The organism is Paraburkholderia solisilvae (assembly GCF_902859875.1).
Taxonomy (GTDB): domain Bacteria; phylum Pseudomonadota; class Gammaproteobacteria; order Burkholderiales; family Burkholderiaceae; genus Paraburkholderia; species Paraburkholderia solisilvae.
Genome location: NZ_CADIKF010000075.1, coordinates 13,615 through 30,363 on the forward strand (window position 1 = coordinate 13,615; position 16,749 = coordinate 30,363).

Here is a 16,749-nt window from a genome sequence, read left to right on the forward strand (position 1 = left end):
TCAAGGAGTGTCAAGATGGCTTATAGCGATAAGGTGCTGGACCACTACGAAAACCCGCGCAACGTCGGCTCGTTTGCGAAGGACGACGACGCGGTCGGCACGGGCATGGTCGGTGCGCCGGCGTGCGGCGACGTGATGAAGCTGCAGATTCGCGTCGGCGTGGACGGTGTGATCGAAGACGCGAAGTTCAAGACCTACGGTTGCGGTTCCGCGATCGCGTCGAGCTCGCTCGTCACCGAATGGGTGAAGGGCAAGACACTCGACCAGGCGCTCGAGATCAAGAACACGCAGATCGCTGAAGAGCTGGCGTTGCCGCCGGTCAAGATTCACTGCTCGATCCTCGCGGAAGACGCGATCAAGGCGGCGGTCGCTGACTACAAGCAGCGTCACGGCGAGACGGCAGCGCCCGCCGGCGACAAGCAGGCAGCCTGAGCGGGGTCGACCCCGACCCGGGTCGCACCCGCCCGCCGGACGCACGAGCGCGCAGCGCGACGCGCGGACGGGTTGAACCGCTGGTGTAGTGGTCGCAGATAAAGCAGGTGGGCGGCGCAAGTGTGTGTAGGCGCGGGCCGCCCTGTATCGCGGAACGCGCAGCTTCGAAGGCAGGCAGGGTCGCGGCGTAGGGTGTAAGCCCGTGTGGAAACAAGCGCCGCGCAATGAGAAACGCTATGGCAATTACGTTGACCGAAAAGGCAGCACAACACGTGCAGAAGTATCTGACCCGGCGCGGTAAAGGCGTCGGGCTGCGAGTCGGCGTGCGCACGACCGGCTGTTCCGGGCTTGCGTACAAGCTCGAGTATGTCGATGAACTCGCGCCGGAAGACGAGGTGTTCGAATGCAACGGCGTGAAGCTCATCGTGGATCCGAAGAGCCTCGCGTACATCGACGGCACCGAGCTCGATTTTGCGCGGGAAGGATTGAACGAAGGCTTCAAGTTCAGCAATCCGAACGCAAAGGACGAGTGCGGCTGCGGCGAATCGTTCCGCGTGTAAGCGGGCGGGAAGAACGGAAAAGGCGGCCTGTGCCGCCTTTTTTCAATTCGCCAGCGGCTCGCGCCCAGCAAGCGACGTGACTGCTGCTTTGCACGCGCGGCCCTGTCTGCCGCCACCTTCTCGCCGCGATCAGGCTCGTTTTCGACAGACAAAGTAACCCAATGGCAACGCTCAACGACAGCCACTTCGACCTGTTTCATCTGCCCGCGCAATTCGCGCTCGATACGCAGGCGCTCGACGATGCGTACCGCACCGTGCAGGCGCAGGTGCATCCGGACCGCTTCGCCGCGGCCGGCGACGCGCAAAAGCGTATCGCGATGCAATGGGCGACGCGCACGAACGAGGCGTACCGCACGCTGCGCGATCCATTGAAGCGCGCGACCTATTTGCTGTCGCTGCGCGGCATCGATGTCGGCGCCGAGAACAACACGGCGATGGAACCGGCGTTTCTGATGCAGCAGATGGAATGGCGCGAGCGCATCGAAGATGCGGCGGCCGCGAAAAACGTCGGCGAACTCGACGCATTGCTCGCGGAACTGCGCGACGAGGAGCGCATGCGCTTCACGAAGCTCGGCGCGCTGCTCGATAGCGCTGCCGACCAGGCGGCCAGCGAAGCGGTGCGGCAGTTGATGTTTATCGAGCGCGTTGCCGCGGAAACCGGCGCACAAATCGAGAAGCTCGAAGACTGAGCGCCGCGCGTGCAGCATAGCGTGACGCGCATATCGCGCATGCCGAGCCCGTCGGGAATCGCAACAGCAGCGGCCGCGGTTTGATTCCGCAATCACCCATAATCCAGCACGGGGCGCAACGTTCCCCGAAGAAGACTCCAGATGGCTTTACTGCAAATCTCTGAACCCGGTATGGCGCCCGCACCGCATCAGCGGCGTCTCGCAGTCGGTATCGATCTCGGCACGACGAACTCGCTGGTCGCCGCAGTGCGCAGCGGGGTGCCCGACGTATTGCCTGACGAGGACGGCCACGCGCTGCTGCCTTCCGTGGTCCGCTATCTGGAAAAGGGCGGCCGCCGCATCGGCCGCACGGCGAAAGCCGAAGCGGCGACCGATCCGCGCAACACAATCGTGTCGGTCAAGCGCTTTATGGGGCGCGGCAAAAGCGAAGTGGAGGGTGCCGAAAACGCGCCGTACGATTTCGTCGACGCGCCCGGCATGGTGCAAATTCGTACTGTCGACGGCGTCAAAAGCCCGGTTGAAGTGTCGGCGGAAATTCTCGCGACGCTGCGCCAACGCGCGGAAGACACGCTGGGCGACGAGCTGGTCGGCGCGGTGATCACGGTGCCCGCGTATTTCGACGAAGCGCAGCGTCAGGCAACCAAAGACGCCGCGCGTCTTGCCGGCCTGAGTGTGCTGCGCCTGCTGAACGAACCGACCGCCGCAGCCATCGCTTACGGGCTCGATAACGGCGCCGAAGGACTCTATGCGGTGTTCGACCTTGGCGGCGGCACGTTCGACCTGTCGATCCTCAAGCTCACGAAGGGCGTGTTCGAAGTGCTCGCGGCAGGCGGCGATTCGGCGCTCGGCGGCGACGACTTCGACCACGCGCTGTACCGTCATGTGCTCGCGCAGGCGGGCCTCGCGCAGCAGACGCTCAAGCCCGAAGACGTGCGCCTGCTGCTCGACACGGTGCGTGAGACGAAAGAGGCGCTATCGAGCGCGCCGCAGGCGAGGCTCGACGTCACGCTATCGAACGGCGTGCGGATCGATCAGACCGTCGACGAGCCGACCTTCGCGGCTGTTGCCGAAGCGCTCGTGCAACGCACGCTCGGGCCGACGCGCAAAGCGCTGCGCGACGCGAAGGTGACGCCGGCCGAGATCAAGGGCGTGGTGCTGGTCGGCGGCGCGACGCGCATGCCGGTGATCCGCCGCGCGGTCGAGGCGTTTTTCGGCCAGCCGCCGCTGATCAATCTCGACCCGGATCAGGTCGTCGCGCTCGGCGCGGCGATCCAGGCGGATCTGCTCGCCGGCAACCGCGGCGGCGAAGGCGACGAGTGGCTGCTGCTCGACGTGATTCCGCTGTCGCTTGGCGTCGAAACGATGGGCGGCCTCACCGAAAAAATCATTCCGCGCAATTCGACGATTCCCGTCGCGCGCGCGCAAGATTTCACCACGTTCAAGGACGGTCAGACCGCGATGGCGATCCACGTCGTGCAGGGCGAGCGCGAACTCGTATCGGATTGCCGGTCGCTCGCGCGCTTCGAGTTGCGCGGCATTCCGCCGATGGCGGCGGGCGCCGCACGCATCCGCGTCACGTACCAGGTCGATGCGGACGGACTGCTGTCGGTGTTCGCGCGCGAACAGCATTCGGGCGTCGAGGCATCGGTGGTCGTGAAGCCGTCGTACGGTCTCGCCGACGACGACATTGCGCGCATGCTCGAAGACAGCTTCAGCGCGGCGGAAGTCGATATGCACGCGCGTGCGTTGCGCGAGGCGCAAGTCGACGCGCAGCGGCTCGTCGAAGCGACGGATGCGGCACTGGCGGCGGACGGCGAACTGCTCGACGCAGATGAGCGCGCCACGCTGGATACGCTGCTCACGGCGCTGCGCAACGTCGCGCAAAGCAACGACGCGGACACCGTCGAAGCGGCAACCAAGGCGCTTGCGGCCGGCACCGATGAATTCGCGGCGCGGCGCATGAACAAAAGCATCCGCCGCGCGCTCGCGGGCCGCAAGCTCGACGAGATCTGAACCGGGTCGGACCGGGGTTGGACCTGGTCCGGCGCCGAACAGTCGTCTCTCTGTCATACGGCGCGTGCCAAAATCGGACGCGCTCTCAGTAAAATAACAGGATGGTGCCGGGCGGCATCGGACTGGTACCCAGCGGAATCCTTATGCCTCAAATCGTTGTATTGCCTCACGTCGAACTGTGCCCGGAAGGCGCGGTGATCGACGCCGTGCCGGGCAAGAGCATCTGCGACACGCTGCTCGAGAACGGTATCGAAATCGAGCACGCGTGCGAAAAATCATGCGCGTGCACGACATGTCATGTGATCGTGCGCGAGGGCTTCGATGCGCTCGAACCGTCTGAAGAAGACGAGGACGATCTGCTCGATAAAGCCTGGGGACTCGAGCGCGAGTCGCGGCTCTCGTGTCAGGCGATCGTGCCGGAGGGCGACGACCTCGTCGTCGAGATTCCGCGTTACTCGATTAATCACGCGAAGGAAAATCACTAACAGGAGCATGCGACCATGAAGTGGACCGATACGCAGGACATCGCGATGGCGTTGACGGACAAACACCCGGACATCGACCCGCAACAGGTGCGGTTCACGGATCTGCATCGCTGGGTGATGGAACTGGACGGTTTCGACGACGACCCGAATCGCTCGAACGAGAAGATTCTCGAAGCGATTCAGGCCGCGTGGATCGAAGACGCGGATTATTGATTCACATCGCGCGCGGGCTGCACAGCAGCAGCCGGCAGCGAAGACAAACAAAAAGGCGATTCCCGAAGGGAGTCGCCTTTTTGCATCGAGCATCGAGGAGCGCAAGCCGCGCGATCAGATCAACCCGCGACCAGCGTGCCGTTTTCGATCCGCACGCGCTCGCCTTGCTGGAACGGCGGCGGCTCGTGATACGTGAAGTAGCGGATGTGGCCATTCTCCATCCGCACGCGCACCGAATAGGCGGTGGTCGTGCGCAAGTGCTTTTCGACCGAGTTGCCCGCAAACCCGCCGCCGACCGCGCCGAGCAGCGTCATCGCCGTGCGTCCGCCGCCACGGCCGAACTGATTGCCGATCACGCCGCCGGCAACGGCGCCGCCGACCGCGCCAATCCCGGTGCCGTGGCCTTCCTGCTTCACTTCCGAAATCGCGATCACGGTGCCGCAGCTCGAACACGCTGCCGGAGGCGCCGGCTGTGGCTGTGCCTCCTGCTGGACCGGCACCGGTTGCGGCTGCTGTGCCGCATATTGCGCGGGCGGCGCCTGCGTGGGAGCAGGGGCGGGCGCCTGTGGCTGCTGCACCGCAGCCTGCGGTTGTTGTTGCTGTTGTTGCGCCGCGTACTGCGCCGGATTAGCCGGCTGCGCGGTGTCGACTACCGGCTGCGACGCAATCTGCGCAGCTTGTGTCTGGCTGGACTGCGCGCTGTCGCTCGACGCTTTCGGGAACAAGCCGGTGATGGCGGCAGTGGCCGCGAGGCTGGCGACGATCACGGCGCCCGCCGCGGTTGCGATCAGCGGATGCAGGCGGCGCGGCGACGAAGAAGATGAGTTGTTTGGATTGTCCATGTTTGGCCTCCGTCTCGAACAGAGTCGACCCTTGTTGATACCTTCAGTGTCCGACAACCGGCCGGACCCATGGTTTCAATTTGTAACGTGATCTGTATCGAACGAACGGTGGCGTCGCGGGGCGCTGCATTCTGCTGGCTCGCGCATTGCACGTCTTGCCCGCACGATTTACCGATAGTTACAAACGATCGAATGGACGCGCACCAAAGACAACGCCCGCACACGGCGGCGAACCGTATGCGGGCGCTGACGCGAATGTCCTAACGCGGCGCGACAGGTATTACGCGGCGGCGCGTCAGTCTTCGCGACGCAGATGCGGGAACAGGATCACATCGCGAATGCTCGGGCTATCGGTGATCAGCATCACGAGGCGATCGATACCGATACCGCAGCCGCCGGTCGGCGGCATCCCGTATTCGAGCGCGCGGATATAGTCGGCGTCGTAGTACATCGCCTCCTCGTCGCCGGCGTCTTTCTGGTCGACCTGCTTGCGAAAGCGCGCGGCCTGATCTTCCGGATCGTTCAGTTCCGAGAAACCGTTCGCAATCTCACGGCCGGTGATAAACAGCTCGAAGCGCTCGGTAATGCCTTCGACCGAGTCCGATGCGCGCGCGAGCGGCGACACTTCGATCGGATAATCGATGATGTACGTCGGCTCCCACAACTGCGCTTCCGCCGTCTCTTCGAAGAGCGCGAGTTGCAGCGAACCGAGCCCCGCGTTCAGGAACTTCGGCTCGTTGGTGTTCACGCCGAATTTCTTGAGCTCCGTGCGCAGGAATGCCGCGTCCGTCAATTGCGCTTCCGTGTACTGCGGTGCGTGTTTGAGAATGGCCTGCGTGATGGTGAGCCGATGGAACGGCTTCGACAGATCGAGTTCGCGCCCCTGGTAATGGATGGTCGCGGTGCCGAGCGCATCGACGGCCGCCTGACGGATCAGCCGCTCGGTGAAGTCCATCAGCCACGTGTAGTTGGTGTACGCGGCGTAGAACTCCATCATCGTGAATTCCGGATTGTGGCGCGGCGACACGCCCTCGTTGCGGAAATTCCGGTTGATCTCGAACACGCGCTCGAAGCCGCCGACGACAAGCCGCTTCAGATACAACTCGGGCGCGATACGCATGAACATCTGCATATCGAGCGCATTGTGATGCGTGACAAACGGCTTGGCCGCCGCGCCGCCCGGAATGGGGTGCAGCATCGGCGTCTCGACTTCCATAAAGTTCGCGTCCGACATGAACTTGCGGATCGACGAGATTGTCTTCGTGCGCGCCATGAAGGTCTTGCGCGCTTCGGGCGTAACGATCAGATCGACATAGCGCTGGCGATAGCGCATTTCCTGATCCGCGAGGCCGTGGAACTTGTCCGGCAGCGGGCGCAGCGCTTTCGACAACAGCCGCAGTTCGGTGCAGCGCACCGACAGCTCGCCCTTGTTCGTGCGAAACAGCACACCGCGCGCCGCGACGATGTCGCCGAGGTCCCACTTCTTGAACGCGTCGTATGTGGCCTCGCCGACGTCGGCCGGCGTGATGAAGAACTGGATCTGACCCGAGCCGTCCTGCACCGTGGCGAAGCTCGCTTTGCCCATCACGCGTTTCAGCATCATGCGGCCGGCGAGCGCGACGCCGAGCGCTTGTGTTTCCAGCGCTTCCTTGTCGGTGTCCGCGTATTGCGTCTGCAGGTCGGCGGCGTGGTGGGTCGGCTGGAAGTCGTTCGGGTACGCGATGCCTTGCTCGCGCAGCGCGCGCAGCTTGTCGCGGCGTTCCGCGATGATCGAGTTTTCTTCGTCGGCCGTGGCGGGGGTCTGGGTCGTCGGTTCGGTCATGATGTGCAAATCAAATGCCCTGTTTCAGGCTGGCGCTGATGAATGCGTCGAGATCGCCGTCGAGCACACTCTTCGTGTTGCTGATTTCGACGTTGGTGCGCAGATCTTTGATGCGGCTATTGTCGAGCACGTACGAGCGGATCTGGTGTCCCCAACCCACGTCCGACTTGCCCGCTTCGAGCTTGTCCTGCTCGGACTGGCGCTTGCGCATTTCCGCTTCGTAGAGGCGCGACTTCAGCATCGCCATCGCTTCCGCGCGGTTGCGGTGCTGCGAGCGGTCGTTCTGGCACTGCACGACGATGCCGCTCGGAATGTGCGTGATCCGCACCGCGGAATCGGTCTTGTTGATGTGCTGACCGCCCGCGCCGGAGGCGCGGAATGTATCGATGCGCAAGTCCGCCGGGTTCACGTCGATCTCGAACGAGTCGTCGATTTCCGGATACACGAAGACCGACGAGAACGACGTATGGCGACCGCCCGACGAATCGAACGGCGACTTGCGCACGAGGCGGTGGATGCCGGTTTCGGTGCGCAGATAGCCGTACGCGTATTCGCCTTCGACCTTGATCGTCGCGCTCTTGATGCCGGCGACGTCGCCTTCCGATTCCTCGAGCACTTCGGTCTTGAAGCCCTTGCGCTCGCAGTAGCGCAGATACTGGCGCAGCAGCATCGACGCCCAGTCGCACGCTTCGGTGCCGCCGGCGCCGGCCTGGATATCGATAAACGCGTTGTTCGGGTCGGCCGGGTTGGAAAACATCCGGCGGAATTCGAGGTCTTCGATGCGCGCCTGCAGCTTGCCCGCATCGTCTTCGCACGCGACGAGCGTCGCTTCGTCATTTTCTTCGCGGGCCATGTCGAACAGGTCCTGCGTGTCGCGCAGGTCGTTGTCGAGCGACGAGAGGACCTCGACGACGCCTTCGAGCAGCTTCTTTTCCTTGCCGAGCGCCTGCGCGTGCTGCGAGTCGTTCCAGACGTTCGGGTCTTCGAGTTCCCGGTTGACTTCGACGAGCCTTACTGCTTTGGCATCGTAGTCAAAGATACCCCCGTAGCTCGCCCGCGCGCGTGCGCAGGTCCGCCAGAGAGGCTTCGATCGCGTTGAGACGTTCCGCTTCCATGTCGATCTTGTGAGGCTTCGTAAAAAGGTGAAATTATAGCCGATCGACGGCCCGTGACGGCCCGTGTTCCGTGGATTTCCCGCGGATTTCCGGCAAATTCGACGACCATTCGCCAGGATTTCGCACGACCCGCCGTCTCGCGCCGTTCTACTACGCAAGGAGCCGCGCGACTGCGCGAAAGGACGCGTGATGAGCACGCGCGACCTTGGGCTCTACGGGATAGCGCCGCGCATCGGCCGCACCGGCCATCACCTGCTTCAGGCCCGCTCCTGCGGCGCGCGTGCCCCGCGACGCGTTGCCGCGCGCTCACGCACGGTCTAAACGCAAAACGGCATGCCCCGGCGCTAGCCGAGCGCGTGCTCGACGATCAGCTGCACGCGCGACACGCCATTCCACGTATCGCGCGACAGCCGATACGCGACCGTCGCGCGTGCAGGCAGCGTGTCGGTGTGGTTGAACCAGATCGCGCTAAAGCGCTGACGGCCGCGCGCGAGCTGCAATTTCAGGTGCTTGTCCTTGACGAGCGCCTGCGACATCACGTCGAACTCGCCGGAAAAGAGCGGCGCCGGAAAGCCCTGTCCCCACACGGCCGCGTCGAGCATCTCGACGAATTGCGGCGTGAAGTACGCCTCTTCGAGATCGCCGTCGGTTTCGACCGTGCGCGCGAGCGCGTCATCGGACAGCCACTCGCGGCCGACCGCTTCGAACGCCGCCGCAAAGCGCGGCAAATCGGTGGTCGCGAGCGTCATGCCGGCGGCCATCGCGTGACCGCCGAAGCGCACGATCAGGTCCGGCTCGCGCTTCGAGATCAGATCGAGCGCGTCGCGCAGATGAAAGCCCGGAATCGAGCGGCCCGAGCCTTTGATGAACGTGCCGCTGTCGTCGGCGAGCGCGAACGTGAACGACGGACGATGGAACTTCTCCTTCAGCCGTCCGGCGACGATGCCGATCACGCCCTGATGCCAGCTTGCGTTGAAGAGGGCGATGGTCGCGGCGCCGGCGGGGTCGACGGCGGCGAGATCGTCGAGCGCCTGTTGCTGCATGCCGGCTTCGATTTCGCGGCGCTCGCGGTTCATCGCGTCGAGTTGCTGCGCGAGCTGCCACGCGCGGCCGACGTCCTCCGTGGTCAGGCATTCGATGCCGAGCGACATATCGGCGAGCCGTCCCGCCGCATTGAGCCGCGGCCCGAGTGCGAAGCCGAGATCGAAGCCGGACGCGCTGCGCGCGTCGCGGCCCGCGGCGCGAAACAGCGCGGCGATGCCCGGCTGCATGCGGCCGTTGCGAATGCGTTGCAAGCCTTGCGCGACCAGCACGCGGTTATTGCCGTCGAGCTTCACGACGTCCGCGACCGTGCCGAGCGCGACCAGATCGAGCAGACCGTCGAGACGCGGTTCGGGACGCGCGTCACCGAACGCGCCGCGTGTGCGCAGTTCGGCACGCAGCGCGAGCAGCACGTAGAACATCACGCCGACGCCCGCGATGCATTTGCTCGGGAACGTGCAGCCCGGCTGGTTCGGATTGACGATCGCACGGGCGGCGGGCAGTTCGTCGCCGGGCAGATGGTGATCGGTGACGAGCACGTCGATGCCGAGCGCGTTCGCCGCCGCGACGCCGTCGACGCTCGCAATGCCGTTATCGACGGTGATCAGCAGGTCGGGCTTGCCGGCCGGCCGCGCCGCCGCGAGCGCGACGATCTCGGGTGTGAGGCCGTAGCCGTATTCGAAGCGGTTCGGCACGAGGTAGTCGATCTGCGCGCCGAACATCCGCAGTCCGCGCACGGCGACCGCGCAGGCGGTCGCGCCATCGCAGTCGTAGTCCGCGACCACCAGCATGCGGCGCCTAGCCTCGATCGCATCGGCGAGCATCGCGGCGGCCGTCTCGCAGCCGCCCAGCGCAGCCGGCGGCACGAGACGCGCGAGGCCGGTTTCGATCTCATCGGGCAGACAGACGCCGCGCGCCGCATACAGGCGCGCAAGCACCGGATGCAGTCCGTGGCGGGTGAGGGCTTCGGCGTCGGCGGGCGGACACGCGCGGGTAACGATACGGATCATGCGATGGCGGTCAGGGCATTGCGGCCCGCGGCGAAAAGGGTGACGGGGACGGCGCGCGGCTCGCAGCGAAAGCGATGGCAGCGGACCAGATAGTTGACGGAAACGCTCATGCGCGCCCGGTCATTCGATGAAAAGCGAAGCGAACAGACGGCGCCGCCAGAACTTGCGCAGATTGCCGCGCGTCACGGCAAGCGTGACCGAGCCCGTGTCGCCGCACAGCGTGAGACCGAGCTCCGCGAGTTCGCCGGCCTGCAGCGCGGCGAGCGCCGGCGCGAACCAGTCCTGCTCGAGCGCGGCGAACGCGGCGTTCCAGTTCGCCCAGTCCTGCGTGATATACGGCACGGAAAACGGGTCGAGTTCGACGAGCGTGTCGGCCGACGTGCTCGCGGCCTGCGCCACGTCGTTCACGCGCAGCTCGGCGAAAGTGTGCGGCGGCGCGCCGGTCGCGACCTGCGCGGCGAGCGCGAGGCCGCGTGTCGCGGCGGCGTTGGACAGCACGCGGGCAAACGGGCTCGTGACCGGGCGCGCGACGCCTTGCGCGTGAAACCAGATCGAATTGACCGCGGGCAGCCCGCGCGCTTCGCGGGCTTCGTTGACCGGGTGTTCGAACCACGCCATCTGCACTTCGTTCTGCAACTTCATCCATGCGCGCGAGCGTTCGCCGGTATGCGCTTCGTGCGGCAGCCAGATTTCGATGTTGCGGCCGCTCGCGCGCAGCGGCGATGCGCCGGCCAGCGTGCCGAACGCATCGCTCGACAGATACCAGCGCGACGGCTGCGGCGCCTCGATGCGCACGCCGAGTTCTTCGATCAGCGGACGGGCGATCGCGAGCAGCGTCGCGGCATCGGCGTCGGACAAGTCGAGCGACGCCGGGTCGATCAGCACCAGATGATCGTGCGCGATCCGCACGTGGACCGGCTGCACGCAGGCCCAGCTTGCGTGACCGGGGTCGCCGCCGTCGGCGAGCAGCATGTAGGGCGCAAGCGGCGCCTCGTCGGCGGCGGAGCTGCCGGCGGTGACGGACGGTGTCGCCGCGGGCGCCGCCGGCAGCACGCCGAAGCGGTTCGCGACCCACCGCTCGTGCGGCAAGGTGCGCTGAAAATCTTCGCCGATCACCCGTTCGACGAGCGTCGCGCGCGCGACCAGCTTGTCGAGTGCGGGAATCTGGAGACCATGCAGGGCGGTGGACGCTTCCGCTGCGGCAGGCAGCGCGAAAGGGATCAGCAGGTGAAGGCGGTGGGCGGGCATGATGGTGCGCATTGTAGGGCAATCCGCCGGGCCGATCGACAGGCATGGTTGGCTTGATGCTTGCGCAACGCCGGTTCGCGAGGCAGCGCGACAGGCGCGCCTTTTGGCCGATTCGGCGACAATGTATGGCAAACTTCGCGGTCGATTCGTGGGCGGAACCCGGAAGATTCGTCGTCGCGGCGGGGGCAATCCGCTGCGGCGCTGAACCATCCGTCATAATTCGCGCCAAACCGGTAGGGCGCGCGCTGCAAGCCGCGAGAAAACTTCGATAATCGCGGCACGCGGGCAATCAGCCGCCGCCCGCCGCGACCGGACATGGCCGAATGTTGGGCCCGCCGTCGCAGCGCACCGCAGTTGCATAACCCGCAGACAAGGACTCGCTTGAAACTTCCGTACGAATGGCAGATTGGCTGGCGCTATACACGTGCCGGCAAACGCACGACCGGTAACGGCTTTATTTCGTTTATCGCGCTCGTCTCGATGTCGGGCATCGCGCTTGGCGTCGCGGCGCTGATCGTCGTGCTGTCCGTGATGAACGGCTTTCAGAAAGAGGTGCGCGACCGCATGCTGTCGGTGCTCGCGCACGTCGAAATCTTTTCGCCGACCGGCTCGATGCCGGACTGGCAGCTCACCGCGAAAGAAGCGCGCCAGAACAAGGAAGTGATCGGCGCGGCGCCGTACGTCGAAGCGCAGGCGCTGCTCACGCGTCAGGACGCGGTGAGCGGCGTGGCGCTGCGCGGCGTCGATCCGTCGCTCGAGCCGGAGGTGTCCGATATCGGCAAGGAAATGCGCGCGGGCCGTCTCGCCGACCTCGTTCCCGGCGATTTCGGCATCGTGCTCGGCGCGGACCTTGCCGCGAGTCTCGGCGTGACGGCGGGCGACAAGATCACGCTGGTCGCGCCCGAAGGCACCATCACACCGGCCGGCATGCTGCCGCGTTTGAAGCAGTTCACCGTGGTCGGCGTATTCGAGTCCGGCCATTACGAATTCGACAGCACGCTTGCGCTGATCAACATCCGCGATGCGCAGGCGCTGTTCCGCCTGCCCGCGCCGACCGGGGTGCGGCTGAAGCTCAAGGACATGCAGCGCGCGCCGGAAGTCGCGCATCAGCTGGCGCGCACGCTGTCCGGCGATTTGTATATCCGCGACTGGACGCAACAGAACAAGACGTGGTTCTCGGCGGTGCAGATCGAGAAGCGCATGATGTTCATCATCCTGACGCTGATCATCGCGGTCGCGGCGTTCAACCTCGTGTCGTCGCTCGTGATGACGGTGACCAACAAGCAGGCCGATATCGCGATCCTGCGCACGCTCGGTGCACAGCCGGGCTCGATCATGAAAATATTCGTCGTGCAGGGTGTGACGATCGGTTTCGTCGGCACCGCGATTGGTGTCGCGCTCGGGTGTCTGATCGCGTGGAGCATTCCGTGGCTCGTGCCGATGATCGAACATCTGCTCGGCATCCAGTTCCTGCCGCCGTCGGTGTATTTCATCAGCGAGCTGCCGTCGGAGCTCGTGCCCGGCGATGTAATCAGGATCGGCGTGATCGCTTTCGTGCTGTCGTCGCTCGCGACGCTCTATCCGAGCTGGCGCGGTGCGAAGATTCGTCCGGCGGAGGCGCTGCGCTATGAATGACCGTCCGAACCCGCAAGCAATGGGATCTTCCAGTTCAACCCCCGACCTTCATCCGTACGTGCTCGAAGCGAGCGGTATCTCGAAGGCGTTCGTGCAGGGCGGCTTCAACGTGCCGGTGCTCAGCAATACGCAGCTGTCGGTGCGGCGCGGCGAAAAGCTCGCGATCGTCGGCGCATCGGGTTCCGGCAAGAGCACGCTGTTGCATGTGCTGGGCGGCCTCGATGACCCGAGCGCCGGCGTCGTGTCGGTGCTCGGCAAGCCGTTTACGAAGCTCTCCGAGCGCGAGCGCAACGATCTGCGCAATCGCGCGCTCGGGTTCGTCTATCAGTTTCACCATCTGCTGCCGGAATTTACCGCGCTCGACAACGTCGCGATGCCGTTGCGGATTCGCCGGATGAGCACCGAGGACGCGCGCCGCGACGCGCTTGCGACGCTTGAACGCGTCGGCCTCGCGCATCGCGCGAAACATCGTCCCGGCGAGCTGTCCGGCGGCGAGCGGCAACGTGTCGCGATCGCGCGGGCGCTCGTCACGAAGCCCGCCTGCGTGCTCGCCGACGAGCCGACCGGCAACCTCGACGGCGGCACGGCCGATACGGTGTTCAACCTGATGCTCGAACTGTCCAATACGCTCGACACCAGCTTCGTGATCGTCACGCACGATCCGGATCTGGCCGCGCGTTGCGATCGCGTGATGCGCTTGCGCGACGGCGTGCTGTACGAGGAGCCGCCGGTGCCGCTTTGACTTTCGGCACGGCGTCGCACGACGGCGACACGACGTAACTCGACGCAACGCAATGCCCGCTACGCCCGCGAGGCCCCGCATGTGGATCGACACGCACTGCCATCTCGATGCTTCCGAATTCGACGCTGACCGCGACGCGGTCGCGGCCGCCGCGCGCGCCGCCGGTGTCGCGCGCATCGTGATTCCAGGCGTGAGCCGCGCGGGTTGCGCGGGCGTGCGCGAGTTGGCGCATCGGGTGGAAGGCGGCGCCTATGCGCTGGGCATCCATCCGCTCTTCACGCCGCAGGCACAGGAAGCGGACCTCGACGCATTGCGCATGGAGATCGAAGCGAGCCTCGACGATCCGCGCTTCGTCGGCATCGGCGAAATCGGTCTCGACTATTTCGTGTCGGGGCTCGACGATGCGCGTCAGCAATTCTTCTATCACGAGCAGCTGAAGCTTGCGCATGAGTTCGATCTGCCAGCCATTTGCCATGTGCGCAAATCGCAGGACCAGGTGCTGAAGGGGCTGCGCCGGCATCAGGTGCATCGCGGCATCGCGCATGCGTTCAATGGCAGCTTCCAGCAGGCGCAGGCGTTTATCGATCACGGCATGCATCTTGGCTTCGGCGGCAATCTGACCTTCGAGCGGGCGTTGCAGATCCGCCGTCTCGCGGCGCAACTGCCGCTCGATGCGATCGTCGTCGAAACCGATGCGCCCGACATCGCGCCGGCATGGCTCTATCGGCAACGCAATACGCCGGACCAGATTCCGGCGATCGGCGCGAGCCTCGCGCAGCAGCGCAACCTCGACGAACACGAGCTTGCACTATGCACAACGGCTAACGCGCACGCCGCATTGCCGCGGCTCGCACTTTCCTCTGCATAATCGCTGGCGGTGATACGCGGCGGACCGCTTCTCGCTTCTTCATGCCGGTGGCCGTGATTCACTGAAGCGGTCGGCTATTGCCGGCTCCGCCCGCGTCGAGCGTTGGCGGCGGAGGGGAGCATGCGGGCGGTGTGGTGCGGATTCGCGTTGGGCGTCGTGTGGTTGCAGCAGCAGGCGGCGTTGCCCGGATGGAGCGGGGCGATGGGGCTGGCGGTGTCGGCATGCGTCGCGGTGGGCGGGGCGCTTTGGGCGTTCCGGGGTCATGGCCGCGGTCGCGGTAGTCATGCGGCGCGCAGGTGGGCGGGGTGGGGCGCGGTGTGGCTCGCGGCGTTTTGCATCGGCTTTGGCTATGCGGCATGGCGAGCGCATGTGCGGCTTGCGTATGCGTTGCCGGTCGAGTGGGAAGGGCGCGATATCGAAGTGCGCGGGTATATCGCGGGATTGCCTGGCTATACGGGAAACGCTGAGGGAGACGACGCCGGAACCAACGCCGGAACCAATGCAGAGCTGACTGCTGAAGTCGACGCGAACGCCCGCCTGGGCAACGGCACACGCGGCCGCACCGATGACCGCAGTCGCATCCCCGGCGACCCCGGCAACCGCGGTGTCAGCGAAGGTGTGCGCTTTCTGTTCAACGTCGAATCGACGGATGCGCCTGTCGCAAACTTCCCTCGCAAACTGCAGTTGTCGTGGATCGCACAGGATGCGCCGCTGCCGCAAGGTTTGACGCCGGGTGCGCGCTGGCGCCTCGTGGTGCGTCTGAAGCGCGCGCATGGCAACGCGAACTTCGGTGTGCGCGACACGGAAGCAGCGCTCTTTGCGCGCAATCTCCGCGCAACCGGTTACGTCACGCGGCCTGCCGCGGCGTTGCGGCTCGCGGGCAACGCGCACGGCGTCGGCGTGACGGTGGACCGCTGGCGGGCCGCGTTGCGCGCACGCATTGACAGCGTGCTCACGGACGCGCCGCATCGGGGTATCGTCATCGCGCTCGCGATCGGCGCGCAGGATGCGGTAAGCGCAGCGGACTGGCGATTGATGCGCGCCACCGGCACGAGTCACCTCGTCGCGATTTCAGGACTGCACATCGGCTTTGTCGCCAGTCTTGCCGCGTGGCTGGCGAGTGCCGTCTGGCGGCGCTCAGGCCTGATCGGCGGCCGCTTCGGCACGGACTGGCCGCTGCTGTTGCCGGCGCAGAAAGTCGCAGCGCCGTGCGGCGCGGTCTTTGCCGCGGGTCACGCGGCGCTTGCGGGCTTCAACGTGCCGGCGCAGCGCGCGCTGTGGATGCTCGCCGTGGTCGCCCTGGCGTATCTCAGCGGCCGCACCGTGGCGCGTTCCGTGGTGCTGGCCTGGGCACTCGGACTCGTGCTGCTGATCGACCCGTGGGCAGTGCTGTCCGCAGGCTTCTGGCTGTCTTTCTGCGCAGTGGCCGCGATCCTGTTCGCGATGTCGGGGCGCGTGGTGATCCGCGGTGACGACGGTGGGCGTCATGCGGATAGCGGCTTCGATGAGCACGGTCGCGTTGACGCCAGCCGCACGCATCGCAACAGCGATGCGTGCCGAAGCGATGCTGCACGCGCGCTTAGCGCTCGCGAAACGCTCGAGCGGCGGGGGAGCCGCATCGTCACCGCAGTCCGTACCCGGGTTCGCAACCATTGCCGTGTACTAGCCGTACGCATTCGCAGCGGCGCACATGTACAACTGGCCGTCACCGTCGCGCTTGCGCCGCTCACCGCCTACTGGTTCGCACAGATCCCGCTCGTGGGTCCGCTCGCGAATGCGTTTGCGATTCCATGGGTCAGCGTGCTGGTGACGCCGCTCGTGCTCGCCGGCGTCGCATTGCCCGCACCGCTCGATGCATTGGCGTTCAGCGCCGCGCACCGGTTGCTCGACGTACTCGTTGCCAGCTTGCACGCGGTGTCGGGGCCCGCATGGGCGCTCTGGCGGTTGCCGCAGCCTGACGCATGGGCGCTGGCCGCGGCGGCGGTGGGCGTCGCGTGGTGTCTCGCGCCGCGCGGCTGGCCGCTGCGCTGGGCG

Annotated in this window: 15 protein-coding genes; 10 read left to right on the forward strand and 5 right to left on the reverse strand. The window is 65.7% G+C overall.

From position 1 onward, the window contains the following. Positions 1–15: 15 nt before the first annotated feature. From iscU to iscX, 6 genes are all read left to right on the forward strand, one after another. Positions 16–432: a Fe-S cluster assembly scaffold IscU gene (gene iscU / locus HV675_RS29785; RefSeq protein ID WP_175115050.1), complete on the forward strand. Its 417-nt coding sequence runs from the start codon at positions 16–18 to the stop codon at positions 430–432. A 236-nt stretch (positions 433–668) separates the two neighbouring features. Next, entirely contained in the window at positions 669–992 is a 324-nt protein-coding gene (gene iscA, locus HV675_RS29790; protein WP_175115051.1) for an iron-sulfur cluster assembly protein IscA, read from the forward strand. A 161-nt stretch (positions 993–1,153) separates the two neighbouring features. Continuing rightward, a complete protein-coding gene (gene hscB / locus HV675_RS29795; RefSeq protein WP_175115052.1) occupies positions 1,154–1,681 on the forward strand; it encodes a Fe-S protein assembly co-chaperone HscB in 528 nt (175 codons plus the stop codon). Positions 1,682–1,822: 141 nt separating this feature from the next. After that, on the forward strand, positions 1,823–3,694 hold the full coding sequence (gene hscA, locus HV675_RS29800; RefSeq protein ID WP_175115053.1) for a Fe-S protein assembly chaperone HscA: 1,872 nt from the start codon (positions 1,823–1,825) through the stop codon (positions 3,692–3,694). 143 nt (positions 3,695–3,837) lie between these two features. Beyond that, entirely contained in the window at positions 3,838–4,179 is a 342-nt protein-coding gene (gene fdx, locus HV675_RS29805) for an ISC system 2Fe-2S type ferredoxin (RefSeq protein WP_175115054.1), read from the forward strand. Between the two features lie 15 nt (positions 4,180–4,194). Beyond that, positions 4,195–4,392 (forward strand): Fe-S cluster assembly protein IscX, encoded by a 198-nt coding sequence (iscX, locus tag HV675_RS29810; RefSeq protein WP_075156764.1) that lies wholly within the window; start codon positions 4,195–4,197, stop codon positions 4,390–4,392. A 119-nt stretch (positions 4,393–4,511) separates the two neighbouring features. Here iscX and HV675_RS29815 read toward each other — a convergent pair whose 3' ends face one another. The 5 genes from HV675_RS29815 to HV675_RS29835 form a co-directional block, all read right to left on the reverse strand. After that, entirely contained in the window at positions 4,512–5,234 is a 723-nt protein-coding gene (locus HV675_RS29815) for an outer membrane lipoprotein (RefSeq protein WP_175115055.1), read from the reverse strand. A gap of 295 nt (positions 5,235–5,529) precedes the next feature. Further along, the gene (gene lysS / locus HV675_RS29820) at positions 5,530–7,056 is read right to left on the reverse strand and encodes a lysine--tRNA ligase (RefSeq protein WP_175115056.1); all 1,527 of its coding nucleotides are present in this window, start codon (positions 7,054–7,056) and stop codon (positions 5,530–5,532) included. A 10-nt stretch (positions 7,057–7,066) separates the two neighbouring features. Next, positions 7,067–8,171 (reverse strand): peptide chain release factor 2 gene (gene prfB, locus HV675_RS29825; protein WP_175115057.1). Its coding sequence is split into 2 segments (ribosomal slippage): positions 7,067–8,089 and positions 8,091–8,171, totalling 1,104 coding nucleotides; the frame shifts between segments, so codons are not numbered across the junction. Between the two features lie 344 nt (positions 8,172–8,515). Further along, the gene (gene recJ / locus HV675_RS29830; RefSeq protein ID WP_175115058.1) at positions 8,516–10,222 is read right to left on the reverse strand and encodes a single-stranded-DNA-specific exonuclease RecJ; all 1,707 of its coding nucleotides are present in this window, start codon (positions 10,220–10,222) and stop codon (positions 8,516–8,518) included. A gap of 120 nt (positions 10,223–10,342) precedes the next feature. Beyond that, complete coding sequence (locus tag HV675_RS29835) at positions 10,343–11,482, reverse strand: regulator (protein ID WP_175115059.1); 1,140 nt, start codon at positions 11,480–11,482, stop codon at positions 10,343–10,345. A 369-nt stretch (positions 11,483–11,851) separates the two neighbouring features. Between HV675_RS29835 and HV675_RS29840 the strand changes: the two genes are divergently transcribed. From HV675_RS29840 to HV675_RS29855, 4 genes are all read left to right on the forward strand, one after another. Further along, on the forward strand, positions 11,852–13,105 hold the full coding sequence (locus HV675_RS29840; protein WP_175115060.1) for a lipoprotein-releasing ABC transporter permease subunit: 1,254 nt from the start codon (positions 11,852–11,854) through the stop codon (positions 13,103–13,105). Further along, a complete protein-coding gene (gene lolD / locus HV675_RS29845) occupies positions 13,098–13,847 on the forward strand; it encodes a lipoprotein-releasing ABC transporter ATP-binding protein LolD (protein ID WP_175115061.1) in 750 nt (249 codons plus the stop codon). The genes HV675_RS29840 and lolD overlap by 8 nt, the downstream gene beginning before the upstream one ends. A 79-nt stretch (positions 13,848–13,926) precedes the next feature. Then, positions 13,927–14,715 carry a TatD family hydrolase gene (locus tag HV675_RS29850; protein ID WP_175115062.1) on the forward strand — a complete coding sequence of 263 codons (789 nt, stop codon included), beginning with the start codon at positions 13,927–13,929 and terminating at the stop codon, positions 14,713–14,715. A 120-nt stretch (positions 14,716–14,835) separates the two neighbouring features. Further along, the coding region (locus HV675_RS29855; protein ID WP_175115063.1) for a ComEC/Rec2 family competence protein at positions 14,836–16,749 on the forward strand (1,914 nt) is incomplete at its 3' end.

What these genes read in the sequence shown, in the direction of transcription:
- iscA (WP_175115051.1), top strand. Translation starts at nt 669, where the DNA reads ATGGCAATTACGTTGACCGAAAAGGCAGCACAACACGTGCAGAAGTAT.
- lolD (WP_175115061.1), top strand. Translation starts at nt 13,098, where the DNA reads ATGAATGACCGTCCGAACCCGCAAGCAATGGGATCTTCCAGTTCAACC.
- hscA (WP_175115053.1), top strand. Translation starts at nt 1,823, where the DNA reads ATGGCTTTACTGCAAATCTCTGAACCCGGTATGGCGCCCGCACCGCAT.
- lysS (WP_175115056.1), bottom strand. Translation starts at nt 7,056, where the DNA reads ATGACCGAACCGACGACCCAGACCCCCGCCACGGCCGACGAAGAAAAC.
- iscX (WP_075156764.1), top strand. Translation starts at nt 4,195, where the DNA reads ATGAAGTGGACCGATACGCAGGACATCGCGATGGCGTTGACGGACAAA.
- hscB (WP_175115052.1), top strand. Translation starts at nt 1,154, where the DNA reads ATGGCAACGCTCAACGACAGCCACTTCGACCTGTTTCATCTGCCCGCG.
- HV675_RS29850 (WP_175115062.1), top strand. Translation starts at nt 13,927, where the DNA reads ATGTGGATCGACACGCACTGCCATCTCGATGCTTCCGAATTCGACGCT.
- recJ (WP_175115058.1), bottom strand. Translation starts at nt 10,222, where the DNA reads ATGATCCGTATCGTTACCCGCGCGTGTCCGCCCGCCGACGCCGAAGCC.
- fdx (WP_175115054.1), top strand. Translation starts at nt 3,838, where the DNA reads ATGCCTCAAATCGTTGTATTGCCTCACGTCGAACTGTGCCCGGAAGGC.
- iscU (WP_175115050.1), top strand. Translation starts at nt 16, where the DNA reads ATGGCTTATAGCGATAAGGTGCTGGACCACTACGAAAACCCGCGCAAC.
- HV675_RS29815 (WP_175115055.1), bottom strand. Translation starts at nt 5,234, where the DNA reads ATGGACAATCCAAACAACTCATCTTCTTCGTCGCCGCGCCGCCTGCAT.
- HV675_RS29835 (WP_175115059.1), bottom strand. Translation starts at nt 11,482, where the DNA reads ATGCGCACCATCATGCCCGCCCACCGCCTTCACCTGCTGATCCCTTTC.